We start from the raw sequence: 25,181 nt of genomic DNA on the forward strand, positions 1-25,181 counted from the left end.
GCGTCCGCCCGGCGCGAACCACCGGGCGGACGCCGTCCGCAAGGACGCGCCGGCCCGCGTCAGCCCGAGCAGCCGCCGCACTGGCACGGAGCACCGGACTGGCAGCCGCACCCGCAGCCCGAGCCGCAGCCGCAGGCGCCGAGCACGGTCAGGTGCACCACTTCGGTCGGGGTCTCCAGCTGGGGTTCGGTCGTGGGGGATTCGGCCATGGTCCCTCCTCAGGGCGTACGGCAGGGCGGCCGACGCCGCTGCGCCGCCGCCGGGGACGAGACGGCATGGCCCGTACGTACCGTGTACGGCCATGGCACCGTCCCCGCCCCATTGCATGCCCATCCCGCCCGGCGCATCAACGGCGCACACATGCAGAAACGCATGTGCGACTCGCGTGCGCCGGGAGCGCGCGAACCTCTGACAGCGTCCGGAGAGGTTACGAACCCTCCACCGGCGTCGCCGCCTGGAGCTCGTCCGCGTGCTCACCCGTCACCAGGTAGACGACGCGCTTCGCCACCGACACCGCGTGGTCCGCGAAGCGCTCGTAGTAGCGGCCCAGCAGCGTCACGTCGACGGCCGTCTCGATGCCGTGCTTCCAGCGGTCGTCCATCAGGTGCTGGAAGAGCGTGCGGTGCAGCAGGTCCATCTCGTCGTCGTCCTGCTCCAGCTGGAGCGCCAGATCGACGTCCTTGGTGATGATGACCTCGGCGGCCTTGGCCATCAGCCGCTGGGCGAGCTGGCCCATCTCCAGGATCGTGGCGTGCAGGTCGTGCGGGACCGCCGACTGCGGGAAGCGCAGCCGGGCCAGCTTCGCCACGTGCTGGGCGAGGTCGCCGGAGCGCTCCAGGTCGGCGCTCATCCGCAGCGAGGTCACCACGATCCGCAGATCGGTCGCCACCGGCTGCTGACGGGCGAGGAGGGCGATCGCGCGCGCCTCCAGGTCGTGCTGGAGGTCGTCGACCTTCTGGTCGCCTGCGATCACGCTCTCCGCGAGCTTCAGGTCGGCGTCGAGCATGGACGTGGTCGCCCGGCCGATCGCCGAACCGACCAGCCGGGCCATCTCGACCAGGCCTTCTCCGATCGAGTCGAGTTCCTCGTGGTAAGCGTCGCGCATGGGAAGTCCCTCTCCAGTTCCAACTGAGGCCGGGGTCTCGGACCGACCCCCACGGTTACACGGTGGGGCCGCAACGCGTCCGTATCCGGCCTCCTAAGTGAACCGGCTCCTACCCCTCGGTGAACTCTGGGCGACGAGTGTTCGAGATGGCACTCGGACGGCTGGGAGAGTGTCGGAGCACCCGCATAACCTTGAAGCATGGACGTGAACGCGGCGGTCGCCGCAGCTGCAGCGATCGCCGGGCTGTGCACCGGTGTGATCGCCATGCTGGCGTTCCGCTGGAGCGAGCGCGACCTGAAACGGCCCACGCGTACGTCCCTGCGGCCGGACAGCAACGCCGCACTGCCGCCGGGAGTGGACACCGTCCTCTCCGTGCTCAGCTCCTCGGCCGTCGTGCTCGACGAGAGCGACAGCGTGGTCAAGGCCAGCTCCGCCGCGTATGCGCTGGGCCTGGTCCGAGGCGGCCGCCTGGCCGTCGAGCCGATGCTCACCATGGCCCGTGACACCCGGCGTGACGGCGAGATACGCCAGGGCGAGCTGGACCTGCCGCGGCGCGGCACCGGCCGCGGCGACACCCTCGCGGTCTCCGCCCGGGTCGCACCGCTGGGCTCACGGCTGGTGCTGCTGCTCGTGGAGGACCTCACCGAGGCCCGCCGCATCGAGGCGGTCCGGCGCGACTTCGTCGCCAACGTGAGCCATGAGCTCAAGACCCCGACCGGAGCGCTCTCGCTGCTCTCCGAGGCGGTCATGGACGCCTCCGACGACCCGGAGGCGGTGGAGCGGTTCGCCGGACGGATGCAGATCGAGGCGACCCGGCTCACCAACCTCGTACAGGAGCTCATCGACCTCTCCCGGGTGCAGAACGACGATCCCCTGGAGGACGCCGAGCCGGTCAAGGTGGAGGTGCTCGTCGCCGAGGCGATCGACCGCTGCCGCCAGCAGGCCGGCTCCAAACAGATCACCATGGCCTCCGGCGGCACCGAAGGCCTCACGGTCTGGGGCAACCGGGGCCAGCTCGTCGGCGCTCTCGGCAACCTCGTCGAGAATGCCGTCAACTACAGTCCCGCCCGCACCCGGGTCGGTATCGCGGCCCGCCGCACCGCCGGACCGGGCGGGGAGCTGATCGAGATCGCCGTGACCGACCAGGGCATCGGCATCTCCGAGAAGGACCGCGAACGGGTCTTCGAGCGGTTCTACCGCGTCGACCCGGCCCGCTCACGGGCCACCGGTGGCACCGGTCTCGGCCTCGCCATCGTCAAACACGTGGCCGCCTCGCACGGCGGGGAGGTCACCGTCTGGAGCTCCGAGGGACAGGGCTCCACCTTCACCCTCCGGCTGCCCGAATCGGGCGGCGTGAGGGAGCGCACCACCGGCGGACTCCTTATCGTCAACGATGTCAACGGCGTCAGCGACAAGGACAAGCCCCCGTTCGAGACCGACTCCTATGACCCCTTCCCTGCCCCGGAGGCTCTTCCGTGACCCGAGTGCTTGTCGTCGAGGATGAGGAATCCTTCAGCGACGCCCTGTCCTACATGCTGCGCAAGGAAGGTTTCGAGGTCGCGATCGCCGCGACCGGCCCCGACGGCCTGGACGAGTTCGAGCGCAACGGCGCCGACCTGGTCCTGCTCGACCTGATGCTGCCCGGACTGCCCGGCACCGAGGTGTGCCGCCAGCTCCGCAGCCGCTCCAACGTTCCGGTGATCATGGTCACCGCCAAGGACAGCGAGATCGACAAGGTCGTCGGTCTCGAAATAGGAGCCGACGACTACGTCACCAAGCCGTTCTCCTCGCGCGAGCTGGTGGCCCGCATCCGCGCCGTCCTGCGCCGCCGCGGCGAGCCGGAGGAGGTCACTCCGGCCGCCCTGGAGGCGGGCCCGGTCCGGATGGACGTGGACCGGCACGTGGTCACCGTCTCCGGCGGCAAGGTCGACCTGCCGCTCAAGGAGTTCGACCTCCTGGAGATGCTCCTGCGCAACGCGGGCCGTGTGCTGACCCGGATGCAGCTCATCGACCGGGTCTGGGGCGCGGACTACGTCGGCGACACCAAGACCCTCGACGTCCACGTCAAGCGCCTGCGCGCCAAGATCGAGCCCGACCCCGGCGCGCCGCGCTACCTCGTCACGGTGCGGGGCCTGGGATACAAGTTCGAGCCGTAAACCGCGCGGCGGCTGACACGTGAAGGGGCGCTTCCCGCCGGGAAGCGCCCCTTCGTGTTCTTCCGTACGTACGCGGGCGGCGTCAGCCGGTCGTCCCGGCCGTCGCGGTCTCCGGCGTGCCCTACTGCTCCGTACCGGCCGCCGGGGACTCGGAAGTGCCGGCGGCGGGGGACTCGGGCGTCTCACCGGCCGGGGTCTCCGGGGTCTCGGAGCCGGCCGCGTCCGGGGTGGCGCTCGGCGTCGTGGCCGGGGCCTCGGGCTGCGCGCTGGGGCCGAAGTCCTTGTAGTAGCCGGTCGCCGGGACGACGTTGGCGCCGAGGCCGACATCGCCGGTGCGGCTCAGCTTGAAGACGATCTGCTGGACGTTGCCGTCCTGCGTCGCCTCGCGGCCCTTGTCGATCACGGCGGAGGCGTTGCCCTCGCCGCCGAGGATGACCCGGCCGCCGGCCGGGATCTCGACGGGTCCGCTGCCCTTCGCGGCCTGGAGCTTCACCTGGACGTCGGTGCCGGGCAGCGTGATGCTCTCCAGGACCTCGGCCTCGGTGCCGTCGTTGAACAGCGTCGCGGCGACCACGGCGGGGCCCTCGGCCTCGGGCTCGGCCTGCGTGATCACGTTCACGTTCTGGACCTTGACGGTGCCCACCGAGGTGGCCGCGTTGTCCGGCCTGACCTTGAGCGTCTCGGCGTTGTTGCCCGCCGCGCAGGCGGACAGCGAGACGATCGAGAACGCGATGGCAGTGGCGGCGAGGGCGCCGTGTCGAAGGCTGCGGCTCACGGCGGCGGCAACTCCTTGAACGATCGGACTGCGGACTTCGGACGTCGGGCGTTGTACGTGTGCCGAGCGCCCCGTGGACGACCGGGAAAGGGTGACGTAAAGCCGTCCTAAGGGTGTGTCAGCGGCCTTAGGCTACCGAGCCACCGCTCCCGCCCCGCACCCGACCCGCCTCTAGGGAGCGCGGCTCTTCCCGGGGAGCGCTTCCCGGGGGCCGGTGCGAGCGGAGAGGCCGGCGCGGACCGCGCTTCGGGGCCGACGTGTCACGTGCTGTTCACATAATCGCGGTGATCAATTTTCCGGCCGCGGCGCATTCCCCGCGAAAGGCCTAGTGAGAGGGGTTGCGAGAGGTCTCCCGAGTGACCTCGCGAGAGGCCTCTTCAGACATGGGCCTTGATCAATTTCATGGGGCACGCGCACTTACCTCCGTACGGGTGATCGACGACCGAACGGAGTACGCAAAGTTCACCATCTAGAACCCGACAAAACGGGACTTTCGCCCTCTTCTGTGAGGCTTCCGGGCCGTGTGACGCGAACGTTTCGCTCCGGGCGCACAGCCGCTCCGACCTGCGAATACCGTCTTCCGGAAGCCTTCCGCAGCACGTCCGTGTCGCTGTTGTCAAGCCCTGAGATATGCCCTGACCTGCGAAAACGCCATTCAGGAGAGGCGATTCTCGTGTTACTCTGGATAGCCACGGAAGGGGTACCTGTCACATGACGTTCAAGGTTGGCGACACCGTGGTCTATCCCCATCACGGGGCCGCGCTGATCGAGGCTATCGAAACTCGCCAGATCAAAGGCGTGGACAAGACCTACTTGGTGCTCAAGGTCGCCCAGGGCGACTTGACGGTTCGTGTGCCGGCGGACAATGCGGAGTTCGTGGGCGTGCGCGACGTAGTCGGGCAGGAGGGGCTGGACCGGGTCTTCGAGGTGCTTCGCGCACCGTATGCCGAAGAGCCGACCAACTGGTCCCGGCGTTACAAGGCAAATCTGGAAAAGCTCGCCTCGGGCGATGTCATCAAGGTCGCTGAAGTCGTGCGTGACCTGTGGCGTCGTGAGCGCGAGCGCGGTCTCTCCGCCGGAGAGAAGCGCATGCTCGCCAAGGCCCGCCAGATCCTGGTGAGCGAGCTCGCTCTCGCGGAGAACACGAACGAGGACAAGGCCGAGGCTCTGCTCGACGAGGTCCTCGCGTCCTGAACCGGATCGCACCGGTCGTAAGAATGTGCCGCGGTGCCCGCTGACCAGCCGTTTGTACGGTGTGTCGTCGGGCGCTGCGGCATGTCCGGACCCGGAACGACATCCCGGCGTCGCTCGTGACGCCCGCCGATCGTCACCGCTGATCGCCGCCGCGACTCCGCTCCACGCTCGACCGGGTGTCACGGAAGGGGCCCGGTCAAGCCCGAGGGCGTCGCGCCCGGCTTGCTGGGCCCCTACCCACGTCGCCCGTGGAAACAAACCTGCCGAACCTTCGGACCTTCGGAGCGCAATCGATGACATCGACGCCACCCCCGCCCGACCGGCCGCGCCCGCCGCGCACCGCCGCGGTCATCCCGGCGGCCGGGCGGGGCATACGGCTCGGACCGGGTGCTCCCAAGGCCCTCCGGGCGCTCGGCGGCACGCCCATGCTCATCCACGCCGTACGCGCCATGGCCGCCTCCCGGACCGTCTCCCTCGTCGTGGTCGTCGCCCCGCCGGACGGCGCGCCCGAGGTGAAGCACCTCCTCGACGAGCACGCCCTGCCCGAGCGCACCGACTACCTGGTCGTGCCCGGCGGCGACACTCGCCAGGAGTCCGTCGGCCTCGGCCTCGACGCGCTGCCCGAGGACATCTCCGTCGTCCTGGTCCACGACGCCGCCCGCCCGCTGGTGCCGGTCGACACGGTGGACGCGGTGGTCGAGGCCGTACGGAACGGGGCTTCGGCCGTCGTTCCGGCGCTGCCGCTCACCGACACCGTCAAGGAGGTCGAGCCCGCCGTGGTGGCCGGCGAGCCGGAGCCGGTGCTCTCCACTCCCGTACGGGCCAGGCTGCGCGCGGTGCAGACCCCGCAGGGCTTCGACCGGGACACGCTGGTACGGGCCCACGCCGAGGTCGCACTCGACGGCGAGGGCGCCACGGACGACGCGGGCATGGTCGAGCGCCTCGGCACGCAGGTCGTCGTCGTCCCCGGCCACGAGGAGGCGTTCAAGGTGACCCGACCGCTCGACCTGGTGCTGGCCGAAGCGGTACTCGCCCGCAGGAGGGCCAACGATGGCTTCTGACCAGCACGTGGCCCACGACCCCGGCGCTTCGGTCATCCCGCTCGTCGGGATCGGCACCGACATCCACGCCTTCGAGGAGGGCCGCGAACTCTGGTGCGCGGGCCTGAAGTGGGAAGGCGAGGGCCCCGGCCTGGCCGGCCACTCCGACGCCGACGTCGTCGCGCACGCCGCCTGCAACGCGCTCTTCTCCGCCGCCGGCCTCGGCGACCTCGGCCAGCACTTCGGCACCGGCCGCCCCGAGTGGTCCGGCGCCGGCGGCGTGACCCTGCTCACCGAGGCCGCCCGGATCGTCCGCGCCGAGGGGTTCGAGATCGGGAACGTCGCCGTCCAGGTCGTCGGCGTACGCCCGAAGATCGGCAAGCGGCGGGACGAGGCGCAGAAGGTGCTGTCCGCCGCCGTGGACGCGCCGGTCTCGCTCTCCGCCGCCACCTCGGACGGCCTCGGCTTCACCGGCCGCGGCGAAGGGCTCGCGGGGATCGCGACGGCACTGGTGTACCGGGCGCGCTGACGTACGCCACCACCACCGCCGACAGGCCGTACGGGGCGCTCCGTCACCCGTACGGCCCAACGGTGCCGAGAAGGAGAAGCAGAAGTAAGGGCGACGCGGGAAGTAACGGAGGGCGCGCGCGGTTGGGGGGTAGGACCACCGAACCACGGGACACCGGCCGCACACCGCGGACCGAAGGCCCGTGGACCACGCCGGCCACCAGGAGGACGTACGTCATGACCGCCGCACTCTCCACCGAGCTCAAGAACCTTCTCGACACCCCGGTCTTCGTCAACATCGCCACCGTCCAGCCGGACGGCAGCCCGCAGGTATCGCCGGTCTGGGTGAAGCGCGACGGCGACGACGTCCTGATCTCCACCACGGTCGGCCGCCGCAAGGAGAAGAACCTCCGCCGCGACCCGCGCGTCACCGTCGTCGTCCAGCCAGCCGACAACCCGTACACCTACGCCGAGATCCGGGGCCGGGCGGAGCTGACCACGGAGGGCGGCCAGGAGCTGATCGACGAGCTCTCGGTGAAGTACACCGGCAAGCCGTACGCCGAATTCAACCCGGACTCCGCCCAGGACGACCCGCGAGTCGTGGTCCGCATCACGCCGCGCAAGGTCGTCGGCGGCATCTGAGAGCAACCGGCGGCGCGAAGGAGCCCGGAAAGCCCCGAACGCGCCCCGGAACAAGCCCCCAACGCCCCCGAAGCGCCCCGAAAGAGCCGCCCCGCGCCCCTTGCACAGCCGCTCCGACCAGGCCGGTATCAGAAAGTTGTCCCCGCGATCGCCCAAGGGTCGCGGGGCACTGGTGTCGGCCTACTACCCTTGAGGCGTGACTATTCGCCTGCACGACACCAGCGCCCGGCAGATCCGTGACTTCGTCCCGCTCACCGCGGGCTGTGTCTCGATCTACCTCTGCGGCGCTACCGTCCAGGCCGCACCGCACATCGGGCACATCCGCTCCGGGCTGAACTTCGACATCATGCGCCGCTGGTTCACCTACCGCGGCTACGACGTGAGGTTCATCCGGAACGTCACCGACATCGACGACAAGATCATCAAGAAGTCCGCCGAACAGGGCCGCCCCTGGTGGTCGATCGGTTACGAGAACGAGCGCGCGTTCAACGACGGCTACGACGCGCTGGGCTGCCTGCCGCCCACCTACGAGCCCCGCGCCACCGGCCACATCACCGAGATGATCGAGATGATGCGCGGCCTCATCGAGCGCGGCCACGCCTACGAGGCCGACGGCAACGTCTACTTCGACGTCCGGTCCCTCCCGAGCTACCTCTCCCTCTCCAACCAGGAGCTGGACGACCTGCGCCAGCCCTCCGGCGAGGGCGAGACCGGCAAGCGCGACCAGCGTGACTTCGCCATGTGGAAGGCGGCCAAGGAAGGCGAGCCCAGCTGGGAGACCCCGTGGGGCCGCGGCCGGCCCGGCTGGCACCTGGAGTGCTCCGCGATGGCCCACAAGTACCTGGGCTCCGCGTTCGACATCCACGGCGGCGGACTCGACCTGATCTTCCCGCACCACGAGAACGAGATCGCCCAGGCCAAGGCGTACGGCGACGAGTTCGCCAACTACTGGGTGCACAACGCCTGGGTCACCATGGCCGGCGAGAAGATGTCCAAGTCGCTCGGCAACTCGGTCCTCGTCAGCGAGATGGTCAAGCACTGGCGCCCGATCGTCCTGCGCTACTACCTCGGCACCCCGCACTACCGCTCGATGATCGAGTACAGCGAGGAGTCGCTGCGCGAGGCCGAGTCCGCGTTCGCGCGGATCGAGGGCTTCGTCCAGCGCGTCACCGAGAAGGCCGGCGAGACCGTCCCGCCCGCCGCCGAGGTGCCGCCCGCCTTCGCCGAGGCGATGGACGAGGACCTGGGCGTGCCGCAGGCCCTCGCGATCGTCCACACCACGGTCCGCCAGGGCAACAGCGCGCTCGCCGCCGACGACAAGGAAGCCGCCGTCGCCCGCCTCGCCGAGGTCCGGGCCATGCTCGGCGTCCTCGGACTCGACCCGCTGGACGAGCACTGGGCGGGCGAGGGCGACCGGGGCGAGGATCTGCACGGCGTCGTCGACACCCTCGTACGCCTCGTCCTCGACCAGCGGCAGTCGGCCCGCGCCCGTAAGGACTGGGCCGCCGCCGACGCCATCCGCGACCAGCTCAACCAGTCCGGACTGGTCATCGAGGACAGCGCCAACGGTCCCCGGTGGACGCTCGGGCCGCGCTGAGCCGCACCCCTTTGAACAGCGCAGTTGTGCCGCCCGGCGATCCGGGCGGCACACTTGTCCACATACGTACGCACGTCTGAAAGCAACGAAACAGGTAGGTCATGGCCGGGAACAGCCAGCGCAGGAACCGCCGCACGTCCAACAAGAAGGGCATGCAGGTCGGCAGCGGTGGTCAGCGACGCCGTGGTCTCGAAGGCAAGGGACCCACGCCGCCCGCCTCCGCCCGCAAGGGACACAAGAAGAACCGGGTCGCCAACGCCCAGGCCAAGCAGGCCGCCGCCCGCCGTCCCGCGCCCCGGCGCGGCGGTGTGAAGGGCACCTCGGAGATGGTCGTCGGCCGCAACCCGGTCTACGAGGCCCTGCGCGACGGCGTGCCCGCCGTCACTCTGTACGTCCAGCAGTACATCGACAACGACGAGCGCGTCCGCGACGTGATCAAGCTCGCGGGCGAGCGCGGCAACATCAACCTGATGGAGGCCCCGCGCCCCGAGCTGGACCGGATGACGAACGGCCTGAACCACCAGGGCCTCGTCCTCCAGGTCCCGCCGTACGAGTACGCGCACCCGGAGGACCTCACCGCCGCCGCGTACGACAACAACGAGGACCCGCTGATCGTCGCCCTCGACGGCGTCACGGACCCGCGCAACCTCGGCGCGATCGTCCGCTCGGTCTCCGCGTTCGGCGGCCACGGCGTCGTCGTCCCCGAGCGCCGCGCGGCCGGCATGACCGCCGGAGCGTGGAAGTCCTCGGCCGGCACGGCGGCCCGCACCCCGGTCTCCCGGGTCACCAACCTGACCCGCGCCCTGGAGGGCTACCAGAAGGCGGGCCTCACGGTCGTCGGCCTCGCCGCCGACGGCGAGCACACGGTCGAGGACCTTCAGGAGCTGGCCGGCCCGGTCGTCATCGTCATCGGCAGCGAGGGCAAGGGCCTGGGCCGCCTCGTCGGCGAGACCTGCGACTACCGCGTCCGGATCTCCATGCCGGGCGGCGCCGAATCGCTCAACGCCGGTGTCGCGGCGGGCATCGTGCTGTACGAGGTGGCGCGCCGCCGCGGATAGCGGGACCGGACACTGCGGCGGGCGGGAGCGCGGCCTTCGGGCTGCGCCCCGCCTCGGGCCCGCCGGGAGCACCGGGCACTTCCCTAGCCCGCCACCAGCCCAGCCAGCCTCGCCCGCATCAGCGCCGCCACGGTGAAGCCGTCCGTGATCCGCCCGTCGGCCACCATCGCCTCCGCCTCAGCGAACGGCACCGTGACACACCTGCGGATGCCCTCGGCACGGTCCAGGTCACCGGTCGAGGCGATCCGTACCGCGAACAGCCGTACGGCCTCGGCGGTCATCCCGGTGTCCGGGTGCACCACACCCAGCGCGACCACCTCCCGCGGGACCGCGCCGATCTCCTCCCACAGCTCCTTGGCCGCGTTCTCCTCGTCGCTCAGCCCGGCCGTACCGAAACCGCGCGGCACCTCCCAGTGCCACGACCGTGTGGCGTGCCGGAAGTGCTCGACCAGCACCACGCCGCCGTCCAGCAGCGGCAGCACCACACACCCCGGCTCGCGATACGGGCTCATCGAGCGGATGTACGTCCCCTCCTCGCCGCCCGGGAAGCGCACAGGATCGCGTACGAGCATCAGGTACTGGTCCTCGTACAGCACCCCTCCCGCGGCCGCCACCGCGTCCGGCTCCGTCAGGATGTCGATGCCGTCGGGCTCGTTGCGGAACAGTTCGGGCCGCTCGGCGCGCAGCCGTTCGTAGCGTTCGGTGCTCATCCTGCTGTCGTACCCGCTGGAGCGGCGAGGAACGCGAAGCCGGTACGGTCCGGTGCCGGTGGTCCGGTCAGGCCTGCGGGGACTGCTGGTCCGCCTGCGGCCTGCGCCGGCCCGTGCCCACCTCCTCGACGCGGCCGCCGTACGCCTTCAGAATCGTCGTCCAGTCCCGCTTGACGCTGCTCAGCTGCAACGACGGCAGGGTCAGCGAGTGGCCGAGGCCGCTGCGCCTGCCGTCGGCTCCCCGGTCGAAGAACTCCAGCCGTACGCTCAGCGCCCCGGCCAGCGCCGTCGCCAGCTGGACCGAGCCGGACAGCAGCGAGATCTCCTCGCCCGCCGTCACCTGGAGTGCGATGCCGGCCGACTCCAGCACCAGCGCCACCGTCATCTCCCGCTCGAAGCCGCGCCGTTGGCCGCTCGTCTCGCGCGCCGCCCGCAGCATCCCGCGGTGCAGCCGGGCCACGTCCTTCGTGCCCGTACGGAACTCGTCGGGCGTGGGCAGCCGGCCGTCACGGAAGTTCCCGATGACGAAGGAGTCCAGCGCGTTGACGTAGGCGTACCACTCCTCGGTGGTCCGCAGCCGCGCGATGTCCGCCAGCGACAGCGAACCGTACGAGTTCGGCCCGTCCACCGCCCGGTGCAGCTCGTCGGCGAACAGGTCGCGCAGCAGCAGACCGATCGCCTCCGGGTCCTCCGCCTGCCGGCGGACGTCGTCGCGGAGCTCCTGGAGCGTGGAGCGCGGCGGCGATCCTGGCGGGGTCAGGGCCGTGATCCGGCTCGCCTTGGGGACCGCCAGGTTGTAGACCAGGTCGATCAGCTGCTTGGCGGGACCGACCTGATCACCCTCCCGCAGCAGGCTCTCCGACGGCGTCGTGCCGGGCCGGATCAGGAACTCCCGGTACACCGCCTCGCGGGTGATGGGCGTGTACAGGTCCTGGCGCACGGCCCACGCCGCGATGTCGGTGAGCAGCCCCTCCTTGAGGGCCCGCGCCTGGGCCGTCGGAATGCCGAGCTGCTTGCCCAGCGGCTTCTCCCGGAGCCGCTGGAGCGTGTGCATCTGGCTGCCGAAGAACTGCGTGACCTGGTCCGTCGCCTCCAGGTTCGCCTCGTCGTCCCAGTCGAACCTGACCAGTGCCGGCTCCGCCTCCTCGCCGATCAGCCGCTGCCAGGCCCGGTACACCCGTTCGTCGTGCGACCAGGTGAACCGGTCGGCCGGGTCGCGCTCGCGGTAGAGGAACGGAACGAGAGCACGGTCGTTCAACAGGCGGATGAGCGCCTCGCGTTCGGCGGTCTCGGCCTCCGGAACATAATTGGCCGAAACCGCTTCGTTGTTGAGGAAGTACGCCCGGTTCACCACCAGCGTGCCGCTGTTCACCAACGCGCGCCGGAGCTCCGCCGCCGACGCCGCCACGTCCTGCGGCGAGCGGCCCGGAGGCGCGTTCAGCCGCTGCCTGGCCTTGGTGAGATCGCTGGGCAGCCACTGGCTGTCCAGGGCCTGGGCCATCACCGGATACCGGTTCAGGTCCGCGAAAGTGAGCTGCTGTCCGGCCACGTCTCCCCCGATCACTCCGGCAACACGCCGCGATGGTCCCGTAGTTGACGCCCGAGTGGTGAACAAAGGTTCCCCGGCGGGGAGGAATGGCCGGATCTTGACGGGTCTCGGACACATCAGCCCTGTCAAGGCAGTGTCCTAAACAGCCGTCACTCGGTTAGATGAGTGTGGACACCAGAACGCCTCGGTTCGACGAGCAACCCGCCCTGAGCATGACCAAGGTGGACAGCGACCCCGCGCAGGTCATCGTCAACCACGCCAGCTTCCGGGTGCAGCTCGCCCCGGGCCAGCGCGCACGGCTGCGCGGTCTCGCGGACACCGCCCGCATCCCCGCCATGAGCGGTGCCGGAGCCGGCGGCGGCCGCAGGCGGGCGCCGGTCGTCTGGAGCGGCAGATCGGCCCCGGGCGACCCCGGCGCCACCGGCCTCCTCCAGGCCGTACGCAACTCCACCGCCGGCCACCTCGACACCGCGCTCACCGCCGGAGCCGCGGACGGCCTCGCGTCGGGCGCGACCCAGGTCATCCCGCTCCTGGAGGAGACCCAGCCCAACCCCGTACTGACCGCCCCGCAGCAGCCCGGACGCACCGGCCCGCTCCTGCCGCCCATGCGCCAGGCCACCGGCGCGTACGACTCCTTCGACGACGCGGCCACCACCGGCCCCGACGGTGACGACGACGGCTACGAGGAGAGCACCGAGGCCCGCGCCCGGCGCCACGGCAACGACCCCGTCCGCCACGCCTACTACCCCGGCCACCGGATGAACCTCGGGGTCGTCCTGCTCCCGATGCGGGTCCTCCTCGGCTTCATCTCCATCTACGCCGGCATGGGCAAGCTCTGCGACCCCGTCTACTTCGACGGCGGCGAACGCGGCTCCATGGTCAAGTGGCTGACCTCGCTGCACCCCTGGGCCCTCGCCGAACCCCTGCGCGACTTCGCCCTCTCCCACCCGGTCGGCGCCGGCCTCACCGTCGCCTTCCTCCAGGTCGTCGTCGGCGTCCTCACCGTCCTCGGCCTCTGGCAGCGCGTCGCCGCCTCCGTCGGCGCGCTGCTCTCCGCCGCCCTCCTGGTGACCGTCAGCTGGCGCACGGTCGCCGTGTACGACGCGCCCGACATCATCCTGCTGGCCGCCTGGAGCCCGCTGATCATCGCGGGCGCGCCCGTCTACTCCGTCGACGCACGGCTCGCCGGAGAGGCCTGGCGCACGCTCGGGCCGCGCTCCGAGATCTGGGACCTGCGCCGCCGCGTCCTGCGCCGCGGAGCGGTCGTCGGCTCCGTCGTCATCGGCCTCACCCTCCTCATCGGCTCCATCCTCGGCGGCGCCGTCCGCTCGGCCGAGGTCGTCACCGTCCCCGGCCGCAACGACTACCCGACCAACCAGCTCCCCGGCCAGCCGCTCCCGCAGGAGTCCACCGGCGAACGCCAGGCCTCCCGTACGCCCGATGAGCAGGAGCGCAGCCCCGAGCCCACCAGCTCCGGCGCCCCCACCACCCCGGCCACCGGCGGCCAGGCCACCACGCCCGACGAGACCCGCGAGTCCGGCGGCGGCCAGAGTGCCGGCACCGGCAACGACACCCAGCCCAGCCAGACCCAGGGCACCGGCCAGGAGCCCCCGCCGCAGACCACCCCCCAGCAGCCCCCCGCCGCCACCAGCGCCGGACCCACCTCCTCCGGCTCCACCGGCGGCGACGGCTCCACCGGCGGCGGCGCCGCTGAACCCGAGGCCCCGCCCGCCACCGGCGGCGGCGAAGGCGCCGACCCGGGCGGCTCCACCGGCGGCGGCCGCAACCCCATCGGCGGCCTCCTCGGCTGACCGGAGCGGCACACGGCGAGAGGGGCGGCCCGGATAGGGGCCGCCCCTCTCGCCGTACGGGTTCAGCTGTCCTGCCGTACGAGTCAGCTGCCGCTCCGGGCACCCAGCTCGCGCGCCGCCTCGGTCAGGTCCTTCGCCGTGTCGATCGCCCGCCAGTACGCGCCATGAGGCAGCGGATACCCGGCCAGCCGGCGCTCCCGGGCCAGCCGCGGGAACGTCGTCCGCTCATGGTCGCCCTGGTCCGGCAGCATCCCGGTGAAGGCCGGCGAGAACACGTACACGCCCGCGTTGATCAGATACGGCGAGGGCGGCGACTCGATGAAGTCCGTGATGTGCCCGAACGCGTCCGTCTCCACCGCACCCCACGGAATCCGCGGCCGCGCGAGCGCCAGCGTGGCGGTGGCATCGCGCTCCGCGTGGAACGCGGCCATCTCGCGCAACGAGAACCGCGTCCAGATGTCGCCGTTCGTCGCGTACCACGGCTGCTCCGGATCGGGCAGCCGCTGCGCCGCGTACTTCAGCCCGCCGCCACGGCCCAGCGGCTCCTTCTCCACCACCGTCGTGACCCGCAGCGGCAGCACGGCGGACTCCAGCCACTCCTGGAGCACCTCGGCGAGGTGGCCGCAGGAGACCACGGCGTCGGTCACGCCCTCGGCGGCCAGCCAGGACAGCTGATGGCCGATGATCGGGGTCCCGGTGCCCGGGATCTCGACCATCGGCTTGGGGCGGTCATCGGTGTACGGCCGCAGCCGCGACCCCTGGCCACCGGCGAGGATCACGGCCTGCGTCGGATACGTATGCATGGCACGCACGATATGCGGTGCGGACACGGGAAAGCCGCCGTTGCCCGGCCATGGCCGGGCAACGGCGGCTCTCGTACGGCTCCGGGCGCCGCGGATCGGATTGGCTCGGCTCGCTCTGCTTCGGCTCAGCTGAACTGAGCGACGCCCGAGGCGAACGAGGTGTCGCAGACGGGACGGGAGAAGCGCTGCGCGCGCGTCGGGCCGTACTGCTCGACCGCGGCCCTGCCGAGCGCCTTCGCGATCGACATGCAGTGGCGCGCCAGCGAGGGGCGCTGCTCGACGGCACGCTGGAGGCCCGTGAGCGCGGTGCCCGGGTCCTTCTCCTGGAGCTCGACGAGCAGCTTGTCGCGCAGGATGTCCTGGGCGGCGCGGGGCTTCGCGGGCTTGGACACGGTCTCCGAGGAGGCGGCCAGCAGCGTGGAGTCTTTGTCCGATCCCGCCCACGGAACGCTGCTGACCGCGAGGGTCCCGGAGAGCACCATGACGACGGGCAGGACGAGGGCGAAGGATCGGCCGATGCGCCGAGCGGTGTGGGTCACGCAGCGAGCGTAGCGTTCAGTGGTGGTGTGATGACATTTCGTCACCCCTCCGAGTGATGGTTCGACGCGTCCTTTCGAATGCCAGGTTGACGAAGCAGGGGGAAATGCCCTGTGTGCCGGGGTATTTGAGGCGGCCCGGCACCGAAACCTCCACGCGCTCCCGAGTACGCGAACGGCCCCGCCTCCCCGGGAAGGGGAGGCGGGGCCGCGAAGCCTGACGGGGTCAGTTGGTGAGGCGCTCACCGGTCGAGGTGGCGAAGACGTGCAGCTCCTCCGGGCGCGGGACGACGTGCAGCTCGGTGCCCTTCTCCGGCACGGCGCGGCCGCCGACGCGGACGACCAGGTCCTTGTGCTCGCCGCCGACCTGCGCGGCACCGTAGACGAATCCGTCGGCGCCGAGCTCCTCGACGACGTTGACGGAGACGGCGAGACCGGCCGGCTCGTCCGAGGAGTCCTTGGAGAGGCTCTTCGCGGCGGCGCCGCCGTGCTCGACGATGTCGAAGTGCTCGGGACGGATGCCGACCGTGACGGTCGTGTCACCGCGGTCCGCGGCGGCGGAGAGCGCCTCGCGGGAGACCGGGACGACGCTGTTGCCGAACTTCACGCCACCGTCGGTGATCGGGACCTCGATCAGGTTCATCGCGGGGGAGCCGATGAAGCCGGCGACGAAGAGGTTGGCCGGGCGGTCGTACATGTTGCGCGGCGAGTCGACCTGCTGGAGCAGCCCGTCCTTCAGCACCGCGACCCGGTCGCCCATGGTGAGGGCCTCGACCTGGTCGTGGGTGACGTACACGGTGGTGATGCCGAGGCGGCGCTGCAGCGAGGCGATCTGCGTACGCGTCGAGACGCGGAGCTTGGCGTCGAGGTTCGACAGCGGCTCGTCCATGAGGAAGACCTGCGGCTCCCGCACGATGGCCCGGCCCATCGCCACACGCTGCCGCTGACCACCGGAGAGCGCCTTCGGCTTGCGGTCCAGGTAGTCGGTGAGGTCCAGCATCTTGGCGGCCTCTTCGACCTTCGCCCGGATGTCGGTCTTGTTCACACCGGCGATCTTCAGCGCGAAGCCCATGTTGTCCGCGACGGACATGTGCGGGTAGAGCGCGTAGTTCTGGAACACCATGGCGATGTCCCGGTCCTTCGGCGGCAGGTGCGTGACATCGCGGTCGCCGATGCGGATCGCGCCGCCGTTGACGTCCTCAAGACCCGCGAGCATGCGCAGGGAGGTCGACTTGCCACAACCGGAGGGACCGACGAGGACGAGGAACTCACCGTCCGCGATGTCGATCTCGAGCTGGTTCACCGCCGGCTTCGTGGAGCCGGGGTAGACGCGGGACGCCTTGTCGAACGTGACACTGGCCATGCTGAATCTTCTCCTCCACCGGCAGGAACGTGCCGGACGATCCGAGTAGGGAGTGGTCTGGTCCACTGAGGTGAACCTGCGGTGACGTTACCTGGCGTCTCCCGATCTGTCAGTAGTCCGGAGCCCAGGGAAACCGAGAACGGTGCGGGCGCGCGGTTGGTTACACTGCTCCGGCACGCCTCCTTAGCTCAGCTGGCCAGAGCAACGCACTTGTAATGCGTAGGTCGTCGGTTCGAATCCGACAGGGGGCCCGAGGGGAAGCCCAGGCCGGATCCGTTCCGGCCTGGGCTTCTCTGTTGTTCCGGTGCTGTGGTCGAGGTGCCTAGGCCGGGTCCTTGGCGCCGATCGTCAGCTCGACCTCGCCTGCTGGTGTCGAGGTGAACTCGCGGACGGTCCAGGTGTGGGCCGCGATGGCTGTGCCCGCGCCGGTCGTGTACGCCGGGACGTTGAGGGTCGGGCCTGCCGGGTCCGTTGTGTGCAGTTCCGCGTCCGTGGCCGCTCCGTCGGGGAAGCGGAGGTAGAGGTCGATCGGGTGCGGGGCCGTGGCGAAGGCGGTGGGGTCGGGGAGGCCTTGGAGGTGGCAGCGGGCGCCTGGGAAGAGGTGGGTATGGCTGCAGATCGCCAGGAACGTGGTGGCTTCGTTCGGGTCCATGCGGGGCTCCTGGAGTGGTGGCGGGTGGCGGTACGGCGGTGTCCGGTCCTGCCTACAGGGTCTGATCGGCCGGGGCCGGCTCTGCTCCGTGTCGTGCCAGGAGAACCTGCTGTACGTGGCCCGCTCCGCCAGGCCGGCCAGGCTCAGGCCTCCTGATGGGCCCGTGCCGGTGAGGCGGTGGGCGCGGGCGGGTCGAGCGGGGCCCTCGTCGTCCGTACGGGGATGAGCGCGGCGACCACCGCTGCTGCCAGGCCCACGCCGCAGCCGATCAGCATCGCGGTGCGGAAGCCGTTCTCGGAGGCGAGCGGGATGCCGCCGAAGTCGGTCGTCATGCGGGCCAGGACCACGCCGATGACGGCCGCCGCGAACGACGTGCCGATGGAGCGCATCAGGGCGTTGAAGCTGTTCGCCGACGCGGTCTCCGACGGAGGCACCGCGCTCATGATCAGGGCCGGCATGGCCCCGTACGCGAAGCCGACGCCCGAGTTGCAGACCAGGGTGACGATCAGCAGGCTCCACGGGGAGCCGGAGCCGATCAGCGGGACGGAGAGGCCGTAGCCGGCGGCGATGAGGAGGCTGCCGACGGCCAGGGTGACCTTGGGGCCCTTGGCGGCGGAGAGTTTCGCGCCGAGCGGTGACATCGCCATCATCATCAGTCCGGCCGGAGCCATCCACAGGCCCATCGTCAGCATCGACCGGCCGAGGCCGTAACCCGTCGCCTCCGGGAGCTGGAGCAGCTGCGGGACGACGAGGGACTGCGCGTACATCGCGAAGCCGACCAGGATCGAGGCCGTGTTCGTCATCAGGACCTGCGGGCGGGCGGTCACACGGAGGTCGACCAGCGGGTCGCGCAGACGCAGCTCCCACCAGCCCCAGGCGGGCAGGAGGACGAGCGCGGCGGCGAGGAGGCTGAGCGTCGTGGCGCTGCCCCAGCCCCAGTCGGCGCCCTTGGAGACGGCGAGGAGCAGGGCGATCAGCGCGGCGCCGAGGCCGATGGCTCCGGGCAGGTCGAAGCCGCCGCGTTCGGTGGCGGGACGGTCCGCCGGGACCAGGGCGGCGATCAGTGCGCCGACCGCGAGGGCCAGTACGGCGACGACCCAGAACAGCACCCGCCAGCTGGCGTTCTCCGCGATCGCGGCGGCGAACGGCAGGCCCAGCGCGCCACCCACGCCCATCGAGGCGCTCATGATCGCGATGGACGGGCCGAGCTTCTCCGCCGGTACGACGTCCCGCAGCAGGCTGATGCCGAGCGGCACCACGCCCATGCCGAGGCCCTGGAGGCCGCGTCCGGTGATCATCGGGATCACGGAGGAGGACAGGGCGCAGACGACCGAACCGAGGATCAGCGGTACGAGCGAGACGAGCAGCATCCGCCGCTTGCCGTACATGTCGCCGAGCCGTCCGGCGACGGGCGTGGAGACGGCCGCGGCCAGCAGGGTGGCGGTGATGACCCAGGAGGCGTTGGACGCGGAGGTGTCGAACAGCGTCGGCAGCTGTGCGATCAGCGGCACCACCAGGGTCTGTGTGAGCGCTGCCACGATGCCGGCGAAGGCCAGGATGCCGACGATGCCTCCGGGGCGGGCGGTGGGTGCCCCCGGGGAGGCTGTTGCGGGCGGTGGACTCTCCACGGGGTGTCTCCGTTCTCAGCCCTCGCGTACCTCGGGCCGTTCGACTATGCAAGATACATGGAATGTGCATCATGCACATCTTATGTAGCGTACATATCCATCGTGATATACCTGGACGCGTGGACATGCCCCTCGACCGGATCGAACGCGAGACCATGCTGCTCGGCCGGTACATGCACCTGCTCACCCCGCGCGTGGAGTGGCGGCTCGATCGCAGCGCCTACATCCTGCTCAGCCGGATCCAGGTGGAGGGCCCCATGTCCATCAGCCAGCTCAGCGAGGCCTTCGGGCTTGACGCCTCCACGCTCAACCGGCAGACCGCCGCGATGCTCCGCGCCGGTGTCGTCGAGCGCATCCCGGATCCGGACGGCGGCATCGCCCGTAAGTTCGCCATCACCGACGAGGGCGCGCGCCGGCTCGACAGCGACCGCGACCGGAACGTGGCGGGCCTGGCGAAGGTCATGGCCGACTGGACGCCCGAGGAGGCCGAGCAGCTCGCCGTTTCGCTCAGCCGGCTGAACCTCTCCATCGAGCGGCTCGACGGCCGGCCCTGGCCGCGCGACTGAGCCGCTCGGCGCTCTTGAGCCTGTCCTGGTGTACTGGGAATACCGAGCCCGGACAGGGATGGATGGGGATGGATGCTCATGAGCCGCCGCAGCCGCCGCCGTCTTCGTACGCGTAGCCGTACTCGTACGTGTAGCCGTACTCGTACGTTTCCCCAAGCCCTGGCCTCTGTCGGTGCCGCCGTCCTCCTGACGACCGCCTTCGGCTCCGCCGCGCCTGCCGACCGCACCGAACCCCGTACCGAGACCGCCGTCCTCGCGATTCCCGCCATCGGTGTCGCGGATCTGGACGTCGTGCCGTACGAGGGCACCACCGACGACGTTCCGGGCAGCCGGATCCAGGACCGGGGCGTGGCCTCCAGTCCGTACGGGGAGGAGGGCGGGGTCGGGCCGGGTGATGTCGGCAACTTCCTCGTCACCGCGCACCGGATCAGCTCCGGAGGTGTGTTGCGGGAGCTGCCGGAGGTCGGCAAGGGCGATCCCGTGTACGTGGTGGAGGACGGTACGCGGTACACGTACGAGATCACCGGGACCCGGCAGACCTCCTTCCGCAGTGAGCGTTCGCTCGCCGAGCAGCGGGCCGAGGTGCCGGGGCGGCCCGGTGTCGAGCCGAGCCGGGCCATGATCACGATCTCCACCTGCGCGACGCCCGAGGACGACGCGGCCGGGAACTTCTGGCGGGACGGTCTCGGCAATCCGGAGCACCGGATCGACAAGGTGGGCGTGCTGGTGGCGGAGGAGTCCGACTAGATCGTCAGTGGCGGCCCGAGACGCGGTCCGCCGCCTTGGCGATCGGGTCGGTGCCGGGGCGTGGTGAGGTTGTCTCGCGGCGGTCGGCGGCGCGGTAGGCGGCGTACAGGCCGTGGACGCCGAGCCAGCGGAAGGGTTCCGGTTCCCAGCGGCGGACCTTGTGGTCGACCCAGGGAAGTGTCGTCAGGTCGGTGGGGCCGGCCTGGCCGGAGTCCTGCTGGATGAGGTCGCGCAGGGTGCGGGCGGCGAGGTTGGCGGTGGCGACGCCGGAGCCGACGTACCCGCCCGCCCAGCCGAGGCCCGTGGAGCGGTCCAGGGTGACGGTGGCGCACCAGTCGCGCGGGACGCCGAGGACGCCGGACCAGGCGTGGTCGATGCGGACGCCCGCCGTGGTCGGGAAGAGGCGGACCAGCAGGTCGCGCAGGGCGGCGATGGTGGCGGGCTGGGTGCGGCCGTCGTTGTCGGTGGCGGAGCCGTAGCGGTAGGGGTGGCCGCGGCCGCCGATGGCGATGCGGTCGTCGGCGGTGCGCTGGGCGTAGAGGTAGGCGTGGGCCATGTCGCCGAGGGTCTCGCGGCCCTCCCAGCCGATGGTGTCCCAGATGCGGGCGGGCAGCGGTTCGGTGGCGATCATGGAGGAGTTCATCGGCAGCCAGGTCCGCTTGAGCCCCTTGAGGCCCGCGGTGAAGCCCTCGGTGCAGCGCAGGATGTACGGGGCGCGGACCGTGCCGTACGGGGTGACGGCGTGCTTCGGCTTGATCTCGGTGACCGGCGTCGACTCGTGGATGGTGACGCCGAGCGCCTCCACGGCGTCCGCGAGGCCCTTGACCAGTTTGGCCGGGTGCAGCCGGGCGCCGTGCGGGGTCCAGGTGGAGCCGACGGCTCCGGTGACGTGGACGCGCTCGGCGGTCTCGCGGGCGCCGCGCAGGACCCGGTCGGTCTCGCCGAAGGCGATCTCGACGCTGTGGAAGTCCTTGAGGCGGGCGAGCTGCGCCGGTGTGTGGGCGATCTCCAGGACGCCGCCCTGGTGGATGTCGGCCTCGATCTTCTCCTCGGCGGCGATCCGGACGACCTCGCCGACGGTCTCGTTCATCGCCTTCTGGAGCCGTACGGCGGCTTCGTGGCCGTGCAGCTTGGCGTACCGTTCGCGGCCCGCGATGCCGTTGTAGAGCCAGCCGCCGTTGCGGCCGGAGGCGCCGTAACCGCAGAACTTGGCCTCCAGCACGGTGATGTTGAGGAAGGGGACGGCCTTCTTCAGGTAGTACGCCGTCCAGAGCCCCGTGTAGCCGCCGCCGACGATGCAGACGTCGGCGCTCGCGTCGCCGGGCAGGGGTTCGCGGGGGGCCGGTGTGCCCTCCTGCGCGTACCAGAACGATATGCCGCCGTTGACGGTACTGACGGTGCTCATGATGCCCCTGGGGTCCCTGTCCGGTGTGACGGTGGTGCTCGGTGTGCCGCTGCGCCGGTTCTCCGTTGACGCCGAGCGTATGTGTGGCGGGACGTTACTGCGCGGCGGGGTGTTTCGTCTCGCCGCGCTCCTGGGCGTTACGGGTGAGCGGGTAGCAGGCCAGTCCGGTCAGTACGGCGGTGAAGTGGCCCACGTCGGTGAAGGTGCGGCCGTCGGCGACCAGCGGGATGCCGTAGAAGACGAGGACGGCGAACGCGTAGGCGTACGGCCAGGGGTGCGGGACGCGGTAGGTGAGGACGGCGATGACCCCGGCGAGGGCGTAGCTCACGCCGATGTCCCGGGCGTCGGCGGAGGACTGCGGTACGTGGTCCTGCCGGATGGCCCAGGCCAGGACCCCTTCGCTGACCAGCGTGGCCACGACATGCGCGGCGGTGGCTACGGCGAGCCAGCGCAGGGTGCCGAGCCAGTGTTCGGCGGTGGCGTGGAAGGCGGTGAACAGGACGGCGTACGGAAGCCAGCGGCCGCCGTCGATCCAGAAGGCGCTGGAGATCAGGACGCGGACGGGGTTCTGCGCGAGCTCGTGGAGGTTGGTGGAGCGCTCCCGCAGGAACGCGTCCTCGAAGGCCGGGGACATCCGGTGCAGGACGACGGTGGTGACGAAGAGGATGGCCAGCCAGAGGTACGTGCCGGGAGCGGTGGCGATCCAGCGGCGTACGGCGGCGGTCCGGGTGCGGTCGTGGCGGTGGTGGCCGGTGGCGCGCGTGCTGCCGTTGCCGTCGGTGGTGGGGCCCGGCTGTTCTCGGGGCATGGTCCGATTGACGCACGCCTCTAGGATCCGTGGCGTGATTGACATCCCGGACGAGCTGATCGCCACTCAGTACGCATTCAACGGCGCGGCCGGGCGGGACTTCATCGCCGCGCTGCCGGGTCTCGCCGGACGGTTCCTCGAGGAGTGGGGGCTGAGGCGGGACGGGGCCGTGATGTACGGCATGTGCGCGCTGGTCCTGCCGGTGGTGCGGGAGGCGGACGGGGTGCCGGCCGTGCTGAAGCTCCAGTCGGTGGACGAGGAGACGGCGGGCGAACCGGTCGCGCTGCGGGCGTGGGGCGCGGCGGGGGCCGGGGCGGTGGAGGTGCTCGGCCATGATCCGGAGACCGGTGCGCTGTTGCTGGAGCGGCTGGATGAGGAGCGGCCGTTGTCGGGGATGGGTGTTGGTGGTGGTGCCGGGGCTGGTGGTGTGGTTGATGCGGCCGGGGCGCGTGCGGCGGTGACGATCCTCGGCGGGGTGCTGGCCCGGCTGGCGGCGGTGCCCGCGCCGGAGGGCCTGCGGACGCTGGGTGATGCGGTGGAGCGGATGCTGGCGGCGGCTCCGGAGGCGGTGGCGCGGCTGGCGGACGCGGCGGATCGGCGGCTGCTCGCGCACTGCGTGGCGGCGGTGCGGGAGGTGGCGGATGAGCCGGGGGACCGGTTGCTGCACTGGGACCTGCACTACGACAACATCCTGGCGGGTCGCGCGGACGCGGGGCGGGCCGGGGAGTGGGTGGCGCTGGACCCGAAGCCGCTGGCGGGAGACCCGGGGTTCGAGCTGTTCCCGGCGCTGGACAACCTGTTCGACGCCGACGAGGTGGTGTGGCGGTTCGACGCGTTGACGGAGGCGCTGGGACTGGAGCGGGACCGGGAGCGCGCGCGGGCCTGGACGCTGGGACGGGTGCTCCAGAACGCGGTGTGGTCGGTCGCGGGCGGGGAGCGGCGGATGGCGCCTGACCATGCGGAGATCGCGCGGCGGTTGCTGCGGAGGCGGTGACGGGTGCGCCGGAAAGGGCTGTCTACGCTGCCTCCATGATCCGTACCGCTACGCCTGATGACGTCCCTGTCCTGCACGCCTTGGTGCGTGAACTCGCCGCGTACGAGAAGGCCCTTGACGAGGTGGTCGCCTCCGAGGAGCAGCTGGCGGAGGCGCTGTTCGGCGAGCGGCCCGCCGCGTACGCGCATGTGGCGGCGGCCGAGGAGGACGGTGGCGAGGTGATCGGCTTCGCCCTGTGGTTCCTGAACTTCTCCACCTGGCGCGGGGTGCACGGCATCTACCTGGAGGACCTGTACGTCCGTCCGGACCGGCGCGGCGGTGGCCACGGCAAGGCGCTGCTGACGGAGCTGGCGCGGATCTGCGTGGAGCGCGGGTACGAGCGGCTGGAGTGGTCGGTGCTCAACTGGAACGCCCCGTCCATCGCGTTCTACGAGTCCCTGGGCGCGCGGCCGCAGGACGAGTGGACGGTGTACCGGCTGACGGACGGGGCGTTGGCGCGGCTGGGGGCTGGAGCAGGCTGATTCCTGATGGCCTTACGGTTCCAGCACCACCTTGCCGATCGTGCCGCGCGTCTCCAGTGCGCGGTGCGCGGCGGCCGCTTCGGCGAGCGGATAGCGCTGGAGGGCGGGGCGGAGTCGGCCGGCCGCCGCTTCGGCCAAGGCGCGGGTTTCCAAGGTGCGGAGGCCGCCGCCTCGCTCGATCAGCTGGGGTCCGAGGACGGAGGTGGACGTGATGGCGCGTTCGGCCAGTTCGTCCGGGGTGAAGGTGAGCGGCCGGCCGTCGTGGAGGCCTTCGCCGGACCAGCCGTGGACGACGTGCTGTCCGCCCTTGCCGAGCAGGCCGACCGCGCTGCGGGCGGTGGTCCCGCCGACGGAGTCGTAGACCACGGTGGCCCACAGGCCGGTCGCGTCGAGGAAGGCGCGGGCGTGGTCGGGCCAGTCCGGGAGGGTGTAGTCGAGCGCGAGGTCGGCGCCGTTCGCCTCGGCCCGGGCGACCTTGGCGGGGCCGCCGGCCAGCGCGATGACGGTGGCCCCGGCGTTCTTGGCGTACTGGACGAGGAGCGTGCCGATGCCGCCCGCCGCCGCCGTGACGACGGCCACCGAGTCCGGGCCGAGGTCGGTGAAGGAGAGGATGCCGAAGGCGGTGCGGCCGGTGCCGATCATGGCGACGGCTTCGGCGGCACCGAGGTTTCCGGGGATCTCGTGGAGCTTGTCGGCCTCGGTGACGGTGAGTTCGGCGTACCCGCCCGGTGCCGTGCCGATGTGCGCGACGACGCGCTTGCCGAGCCAGCCTGGGTCGGTGTCTTCGCCGAGCGACTCGACGGTCCCGGCGACCTCGCGGCCGGGGATGGTGGGGAGCGTGGCGGGGGCCGGGAAGGGGCCGGTCCGTCCTTCCCGTAGCGCGGTGTCCAGGAGGTGCACGCCGGCCGCCTCCACGGCGATGCGGACCTGGCCGGGACCGGCGACGGGATCCTCGGTCCGTTCGTACGTGAGGTTCTCGGCGGGGCCGAAGGTGTGGAGGCGGACGGCGTGCAT

General features: G+C 71.2%; 26 protein-coding genes and 1 tRNA gene. 14 read left to right on the top strand and 13 right to left on the bottom strand.

Annotated elements, in window-relative coordinates; genetic code table 11:
* Nucleotides 1–59: 59 nt before the first annotated feature.
* Together ABZ267_RS27820 and phoU are read right to left on the bottom strand one after the other, a co-directional pair.
* Nucleotides 60–209 carry a hypothetical protein gene (locus tag ABZ267_RS27820; protein ID WP_176727548.1) on the bottom strand — a complete coding sequence of 50 codons (150 nt, stop codon included), beginning with the start codon at nt 207–209 and terminating at the stop codon, nt 60–62.
* Nucleotides 210–427: 218 nt separating this feature from the next.
* On the bottom strand, nt 428–1,105 hold the full coding sequence (phoU, locus tag ABZ267_RS27825; protein ID WP_356755687.1) for a phosphate signaling complex protein PhoU: 678 nt from the start codon (nt 1,103–1,105) through the stop codon (nt 428–430).
* A 198-nt stretch (nt 1,106–1,303) separates the two neighbouring features.
* On the opposite strand from phoU, the gene ABZ267_RS27830 reads away from it, so the two are divergent.
* Both ABZ267_RS27830 and ABZ267_RS27835 read left to right on the top strand, forming a co-directional pair.
* The gene (locus ABZ267_RS27830; protein ID WP_356755685.1) at nt 1,304–2,584 is read left to right on the top strand and encodes an ATP-binding protein; all 1,281 of its coding nucleotides are present in this window, start codon (nt 1,304–1,306) and stop codon (nt 2,582–2,584) included.
* Nucleotides 2,581–3,261: a response regulator transcription factor gene (locus tag ABZ267_RS27835; protein WP_003968183.1), complete on the top strand. Its 681-nt coding sequence runs from the start codon at nt 2,581–2,583 to the stop codon at nt 3,259–3,261. Before ABZ267_RS27830 ends, ABZ267_RS27835 begins: the two co-directional genes overlap by 4 nt.
* A gap of 121 nt (nt 3,262–3,382) precedes the next feature.
* Here ABZ267_RS27835 and ABZ267_RS27840 read toward each other — a convergent pair whose 3' ends face one another.
* Nucleotides 3,383–4,036: a DUF461 domain-containing protein gene (locus tag ABZ267_RS27840; RefSeq protein WP_356755683.1), complete on the bottom strand. Its 654-nt coding sequence runs from the start codon at nt 4,034–4,036 to the stop codon at nt 3,383–3,385.
* 711 nt (nt 4,037–4,747) lie between these two features.
* Here ABZ267_RS27840 and ABZ267_RS27845 point away from each other — a divergent pair.
* The 6 genes from ABZ267_RS27845 to rlmB all read left to right on the top strand — a co-directional run bounded on the left by ABZ267_RS27845 (nt 4,748) and on the right by rlmB (nt 10,074).
* A complete protein-coding gene (locus ABZ267_RS27845; protein WP_006380568.1) occupies nt 4,748–5,230 on the top strand; it encodes a CarD family transcriptional regulator in 483 nt (160 codons plus the stop codon).
* A 293-nt stretch (nt 5,231–5,523) separates the two neighbouring features.
* Nucleotides 5,524–6,291, top strand: a complete 768-nt coding sequence (ispD, locus tag ABZ267_RS27850) for a 2-C-methyl-D-erythritol 4-phosphate cytidylyltransferase (protein WP_356755681.1) — start codon at nt 5,524–5,526, stop codon at nt 6,289–6,291.
* On the top strand, nt 6,281–6,799 hold the full coding sequence (gene ispF, locus ABZ267_RS27855; protein ID WP_356755679.1) for a 2-C-methyl-D-erythritol 2,4-cyclodiphosphate synthase: 519 nt from the start codon (nt 6,281–6,283) through the stop codon (nt 6,797–6,799). The genes ispD and ispF overlap by 11 nt, the downstream gene beginning before the upstream one ends.
* A gap of 215 nt (nt 6,800–7,014) precedes the next feature.
* A complete protein-coding gene (locus ABZ267_RS27860) occupies nt 7,015–7,419 on the top strand; it encodes a PPOX class F420-dependent oxidoreductase (protein ID WP_356755678.1) in 405 nt (134 codons plus the stop codon).
* 196 nt (nt 7,420–7,615) lie between these two features.
* Nucleotides 7,616–9,016, top strand: coding sequence for a cysteine--tRNA ligase (cysS, locus tag ABZ267_RS27865; protein ID WP_356755676.1), 1,401 nt, complete (start codon nt 7,616–7,618; stop codon nt 9,014–9,016).
* A 101-nt stretch (nt 9,017–9,117) separates the two neighbouring features.
* Nucleotides 9,118–10,074: a 23S rRNA (guanosine(2251)-2'-O)-methyltransferase RlmB gene (rlmB, locus tag ABZ267_RS27870; RefSeq protein ID WP_356755674.1), complete on the top strand. Its 957-nt coding sequence runs from the start codon at nt 9,118–9,120 to the stop codon at nt 10,072–10,074.
* Between the two features lie 83 nt (nt 10,075–10,157).
* Here the strand turns inward: rlmB and ABZ267_RS27875 are convergent, their stop codons facing one another.
* Both ABZ267_RS27875 and ABZ267_RS27880 read right to left on the bottom strand, forming a co-directional pair.
* Nucleotides 10,158–10,784: an NUDIX hydrolase gene (locus ABZ267_RS27875; RefSeq protein ID WP_356755672.1), complete on the bottom strand. Its 627-nt coding sequence runs from the start codon at nt 10,782–10,784 to the stop codon at nt 10,158–10,160.
* A 67-nt stretch (nt 10,785–10,851) separates the two neighbouring features.
* Nucleotides 10,852–12,333 carry a hypothetical protein gene (locus ABZ267_RS27880; protein ID WP_356755671.1) on the bottom strand — a complete coding sequence of 494 codons (1,482 nt, stop codon included), beginning with the start codon at nt 12,331–12,333 and terminating at the stop codon, nt 10,852–10,854.
* Between the two features lie 161 nt (nt 12,334–12,494).
* Here ABZ267_RS27880 and ABZ267_RS27885 point away from each other — a divergent pair, with 161 nt between their 5' ends.
* Complete coding sequence (locus ABZ267_RS27885; protein ID WP_356755669.1) at nt 12,495–14,144, top strand: DoxX family membrane protein; 1,650 nt, start codon at nt 12,495–12,497, stop codon at nt 14,142–14,144.
* A gap of 83 nt (nt 14,145–14,227) precedes the next feature.
* Here ABZ267_RS27885 and ABZ267_RS27890 read toward each other — a convergent pair whose 3' ends face one another.
* The 3 genes from ABZ267_RS27890 to ugpC all read right to left on the bottom strand — a co-directional run bounded on the left by ABZ267_RS27890 (nt 14,228) and on the right by ugpC (nt 16,846).
* The gene (locus ABZ267_RS27890; RefSeq protein WP_356755667.1) at nt 14,228–14,947 is read right to left on the bottom strand and encodes a nucleotidyltransferase family protein; all 720 of its coding nucleotides are present in this window, start codon (nt 14,945–14,947) and stop codon (nt 14,228–14,230) included.
* A 125-nt stretch (nt 14,948–15,072) separates the two neighbouring features.
* Nucleotides 15,073–15,486 carry a hypothetical protein gene (locus ABZ267_RS27895; RefSeq protein WP_356755194.1) on the bottom strand — a complete coding sequence of 138 codons (414 nt, stop codon included), beginning with the start codon at nt 15,484–15,486 and terminating at the stop codon, nt 15,073–15,075.
* A gap of 223 nt (nt 15,487–15,709) precedes the next feature.
* Nucleotides 15,710–16,846 (bottom strand): sn-glycerol-3-phosphate ABC transporter ATP-binding protein UgpC, encoded by a 1,137-nt coding sequence (ugpC, locus tag ABZ267_RS27900; RefSeq protein ID WP_356755196.1) that lies wholly within the window; start codon nt 16,844–16,846, stop codon nt 15,710–15,712.
* A gap of 177 nt (nt 16,847–17,023) precedes the next feature.
* On the opposite strand from ugpC, the gene ABZ267_RS27905 reads away from it, so the two are divergent.
* Nucleotides 17,024–17,097: transfer RNA gene (locus tag ABZ267_RS27905), tRNA-Thr, on the top strand.
* A gap of 71 nt (nt 17,098–17,168) precedes the next feature.
* Here ABZ267_RS27905 and ABZ267_RS27910 read toward each other — a convergent pair.
* Together ABZ267_RS27910 and ABZ267_RS27915 are read right to left on the bottom strand one after the other, a co-directional pair.
* Nucleotides 17,169–17,498, bottom strand: a complete 330-nt coding sequence (locus tag ABZ267_RS27910) for a hypothetical protein (protein WP_356755198.1) — start codon at nt 17,496–17,498, stop codon at nt 17,169–17,171.
* A 143-nt stretch (nt 17,499–17,641) separates the two neighbouring features.
* A complete protein-coding gene (locus ABZ267_RS27915) occupies nt 17,642–19,126 on the bottom strand; it encodes an MFS transporter (RefSeq protein ID WP_356755200.1) in 1,485 nt (494 codons plus the stop codon).
* A 119-nt stretch (nt 19,127–19,245) separates the two neighbouring features.
* Between ABZ267_RS27915 and ABZ267_RS27920 the strand changes: the two genes are divergently transcribed.
* Nucleotides 19,246–19,692, top strand: coding sequence for a MarR family transcriptional regulator (locus ABZ267_RS27920; protein ID WP_356755202.1), 447 nt, complete (start codon nt 19,246–19,248; stop codon nt 19,690–19,692).
* Nucleotides 19,693–19,770: 78 nt separating this feature from the next.
* Entirely contained in the window at nt 19,771–20,439 is a 669-nt protein-coding gene (locus tag ABZ267_RS27925) for a class E sortase (RefSeq protein WP_356755204.1), read from the top strand.
* Nucleotides 20,440–20,443: 4 nt separating this feature from the next.
* Here ABZ267_RS27925 and ABZ267_RS27930 read toward each other — a convergent pair whose 3' ends face one another.
* Together ABZ267_RS27930 and ABZ267_RS27935 are read right to left on the bottom strand one after the other, a co-directional pair.
* Nucleotides 20,444–21,844, bottom strand: coding sequence for an FAD-dependent oxidoreductase (locus ABZ267_RS27930; RefSeq protein ID WP_356755205.1), 1,401 nt, complete (start codon nt 21,842–21,844; stop codon nt 20,444–20,446).
* 94 nt (nt 21,845–21,938) lie between these two features.
* Nucleotides 21,939–22,652: a rhomboid-like protein gene (locus ABZ267_RS27935; RefSeq protein ID WP_356755207.1), complete on the bottom strand. Its 714-nt coding sequence runs from the start codon at nt 22,650–22,652 to the stop codon at nt 21,939–21,941.
* A gap of 34 nt (nt 22,653–22,686) precedes the next feature.
* On the opposite strand from ABZ267_RS27935, the gene ABZ267_RS27940 reads away from it, so the two are divergent.
* Together ABZ267_RS27940 and ABZ267_RS27945 are read left to right on the top strand one after the other, a co-directional pair.
* A complete protein-coding gene (locus ABZ267_RS27940) occupies nt 22,687–23,646 on the top strand; it encodes an aminoglycoside phosphotransferase family protein (RefSeq protein WP_356755208.1) in 960 nt (319 codons plus the stop codon).
* A gap of 35 nt (nt 23,647–23,681) precedes the next feature.
* The gene (locus ABZ267_RS27945; RefSeq protein ID WP_356755210.1) at nt 23,682–24,167 is read left to right on the top strand and encodes a GNAT family N-acetyltransferase; all 486 of its coding nucleotides are present in this window, start codon (nt 23,682–23,684) and stop codon (nt 24,165–24,167) included.
* Between the two features lie 12 nt (nt 24,168–24,179).
* Here the strand turns inward: ABZ267_RS27945 and ABZ267_RS27950 are convergent, their stop codons facing one another.
* Nucleotides 24,180–25,181, bottom strand: coding sequence for a zinc-binding dehydrogenase (locus ABZ267_RS27950; RefSeq protein ID WP_356755212.1), 1,002 nt, complete (start codon nt 25,179–25,181; stop codon nt 24,180–24,182).

Source organism: Streptomyces sp. NPDC006174 (assembly GCF_040614075.1).
GTDB lineage: Bacteria > Actinomycetota > Actinomycetes > Streptomycetales > Streptomycetaceae > Streptomyces.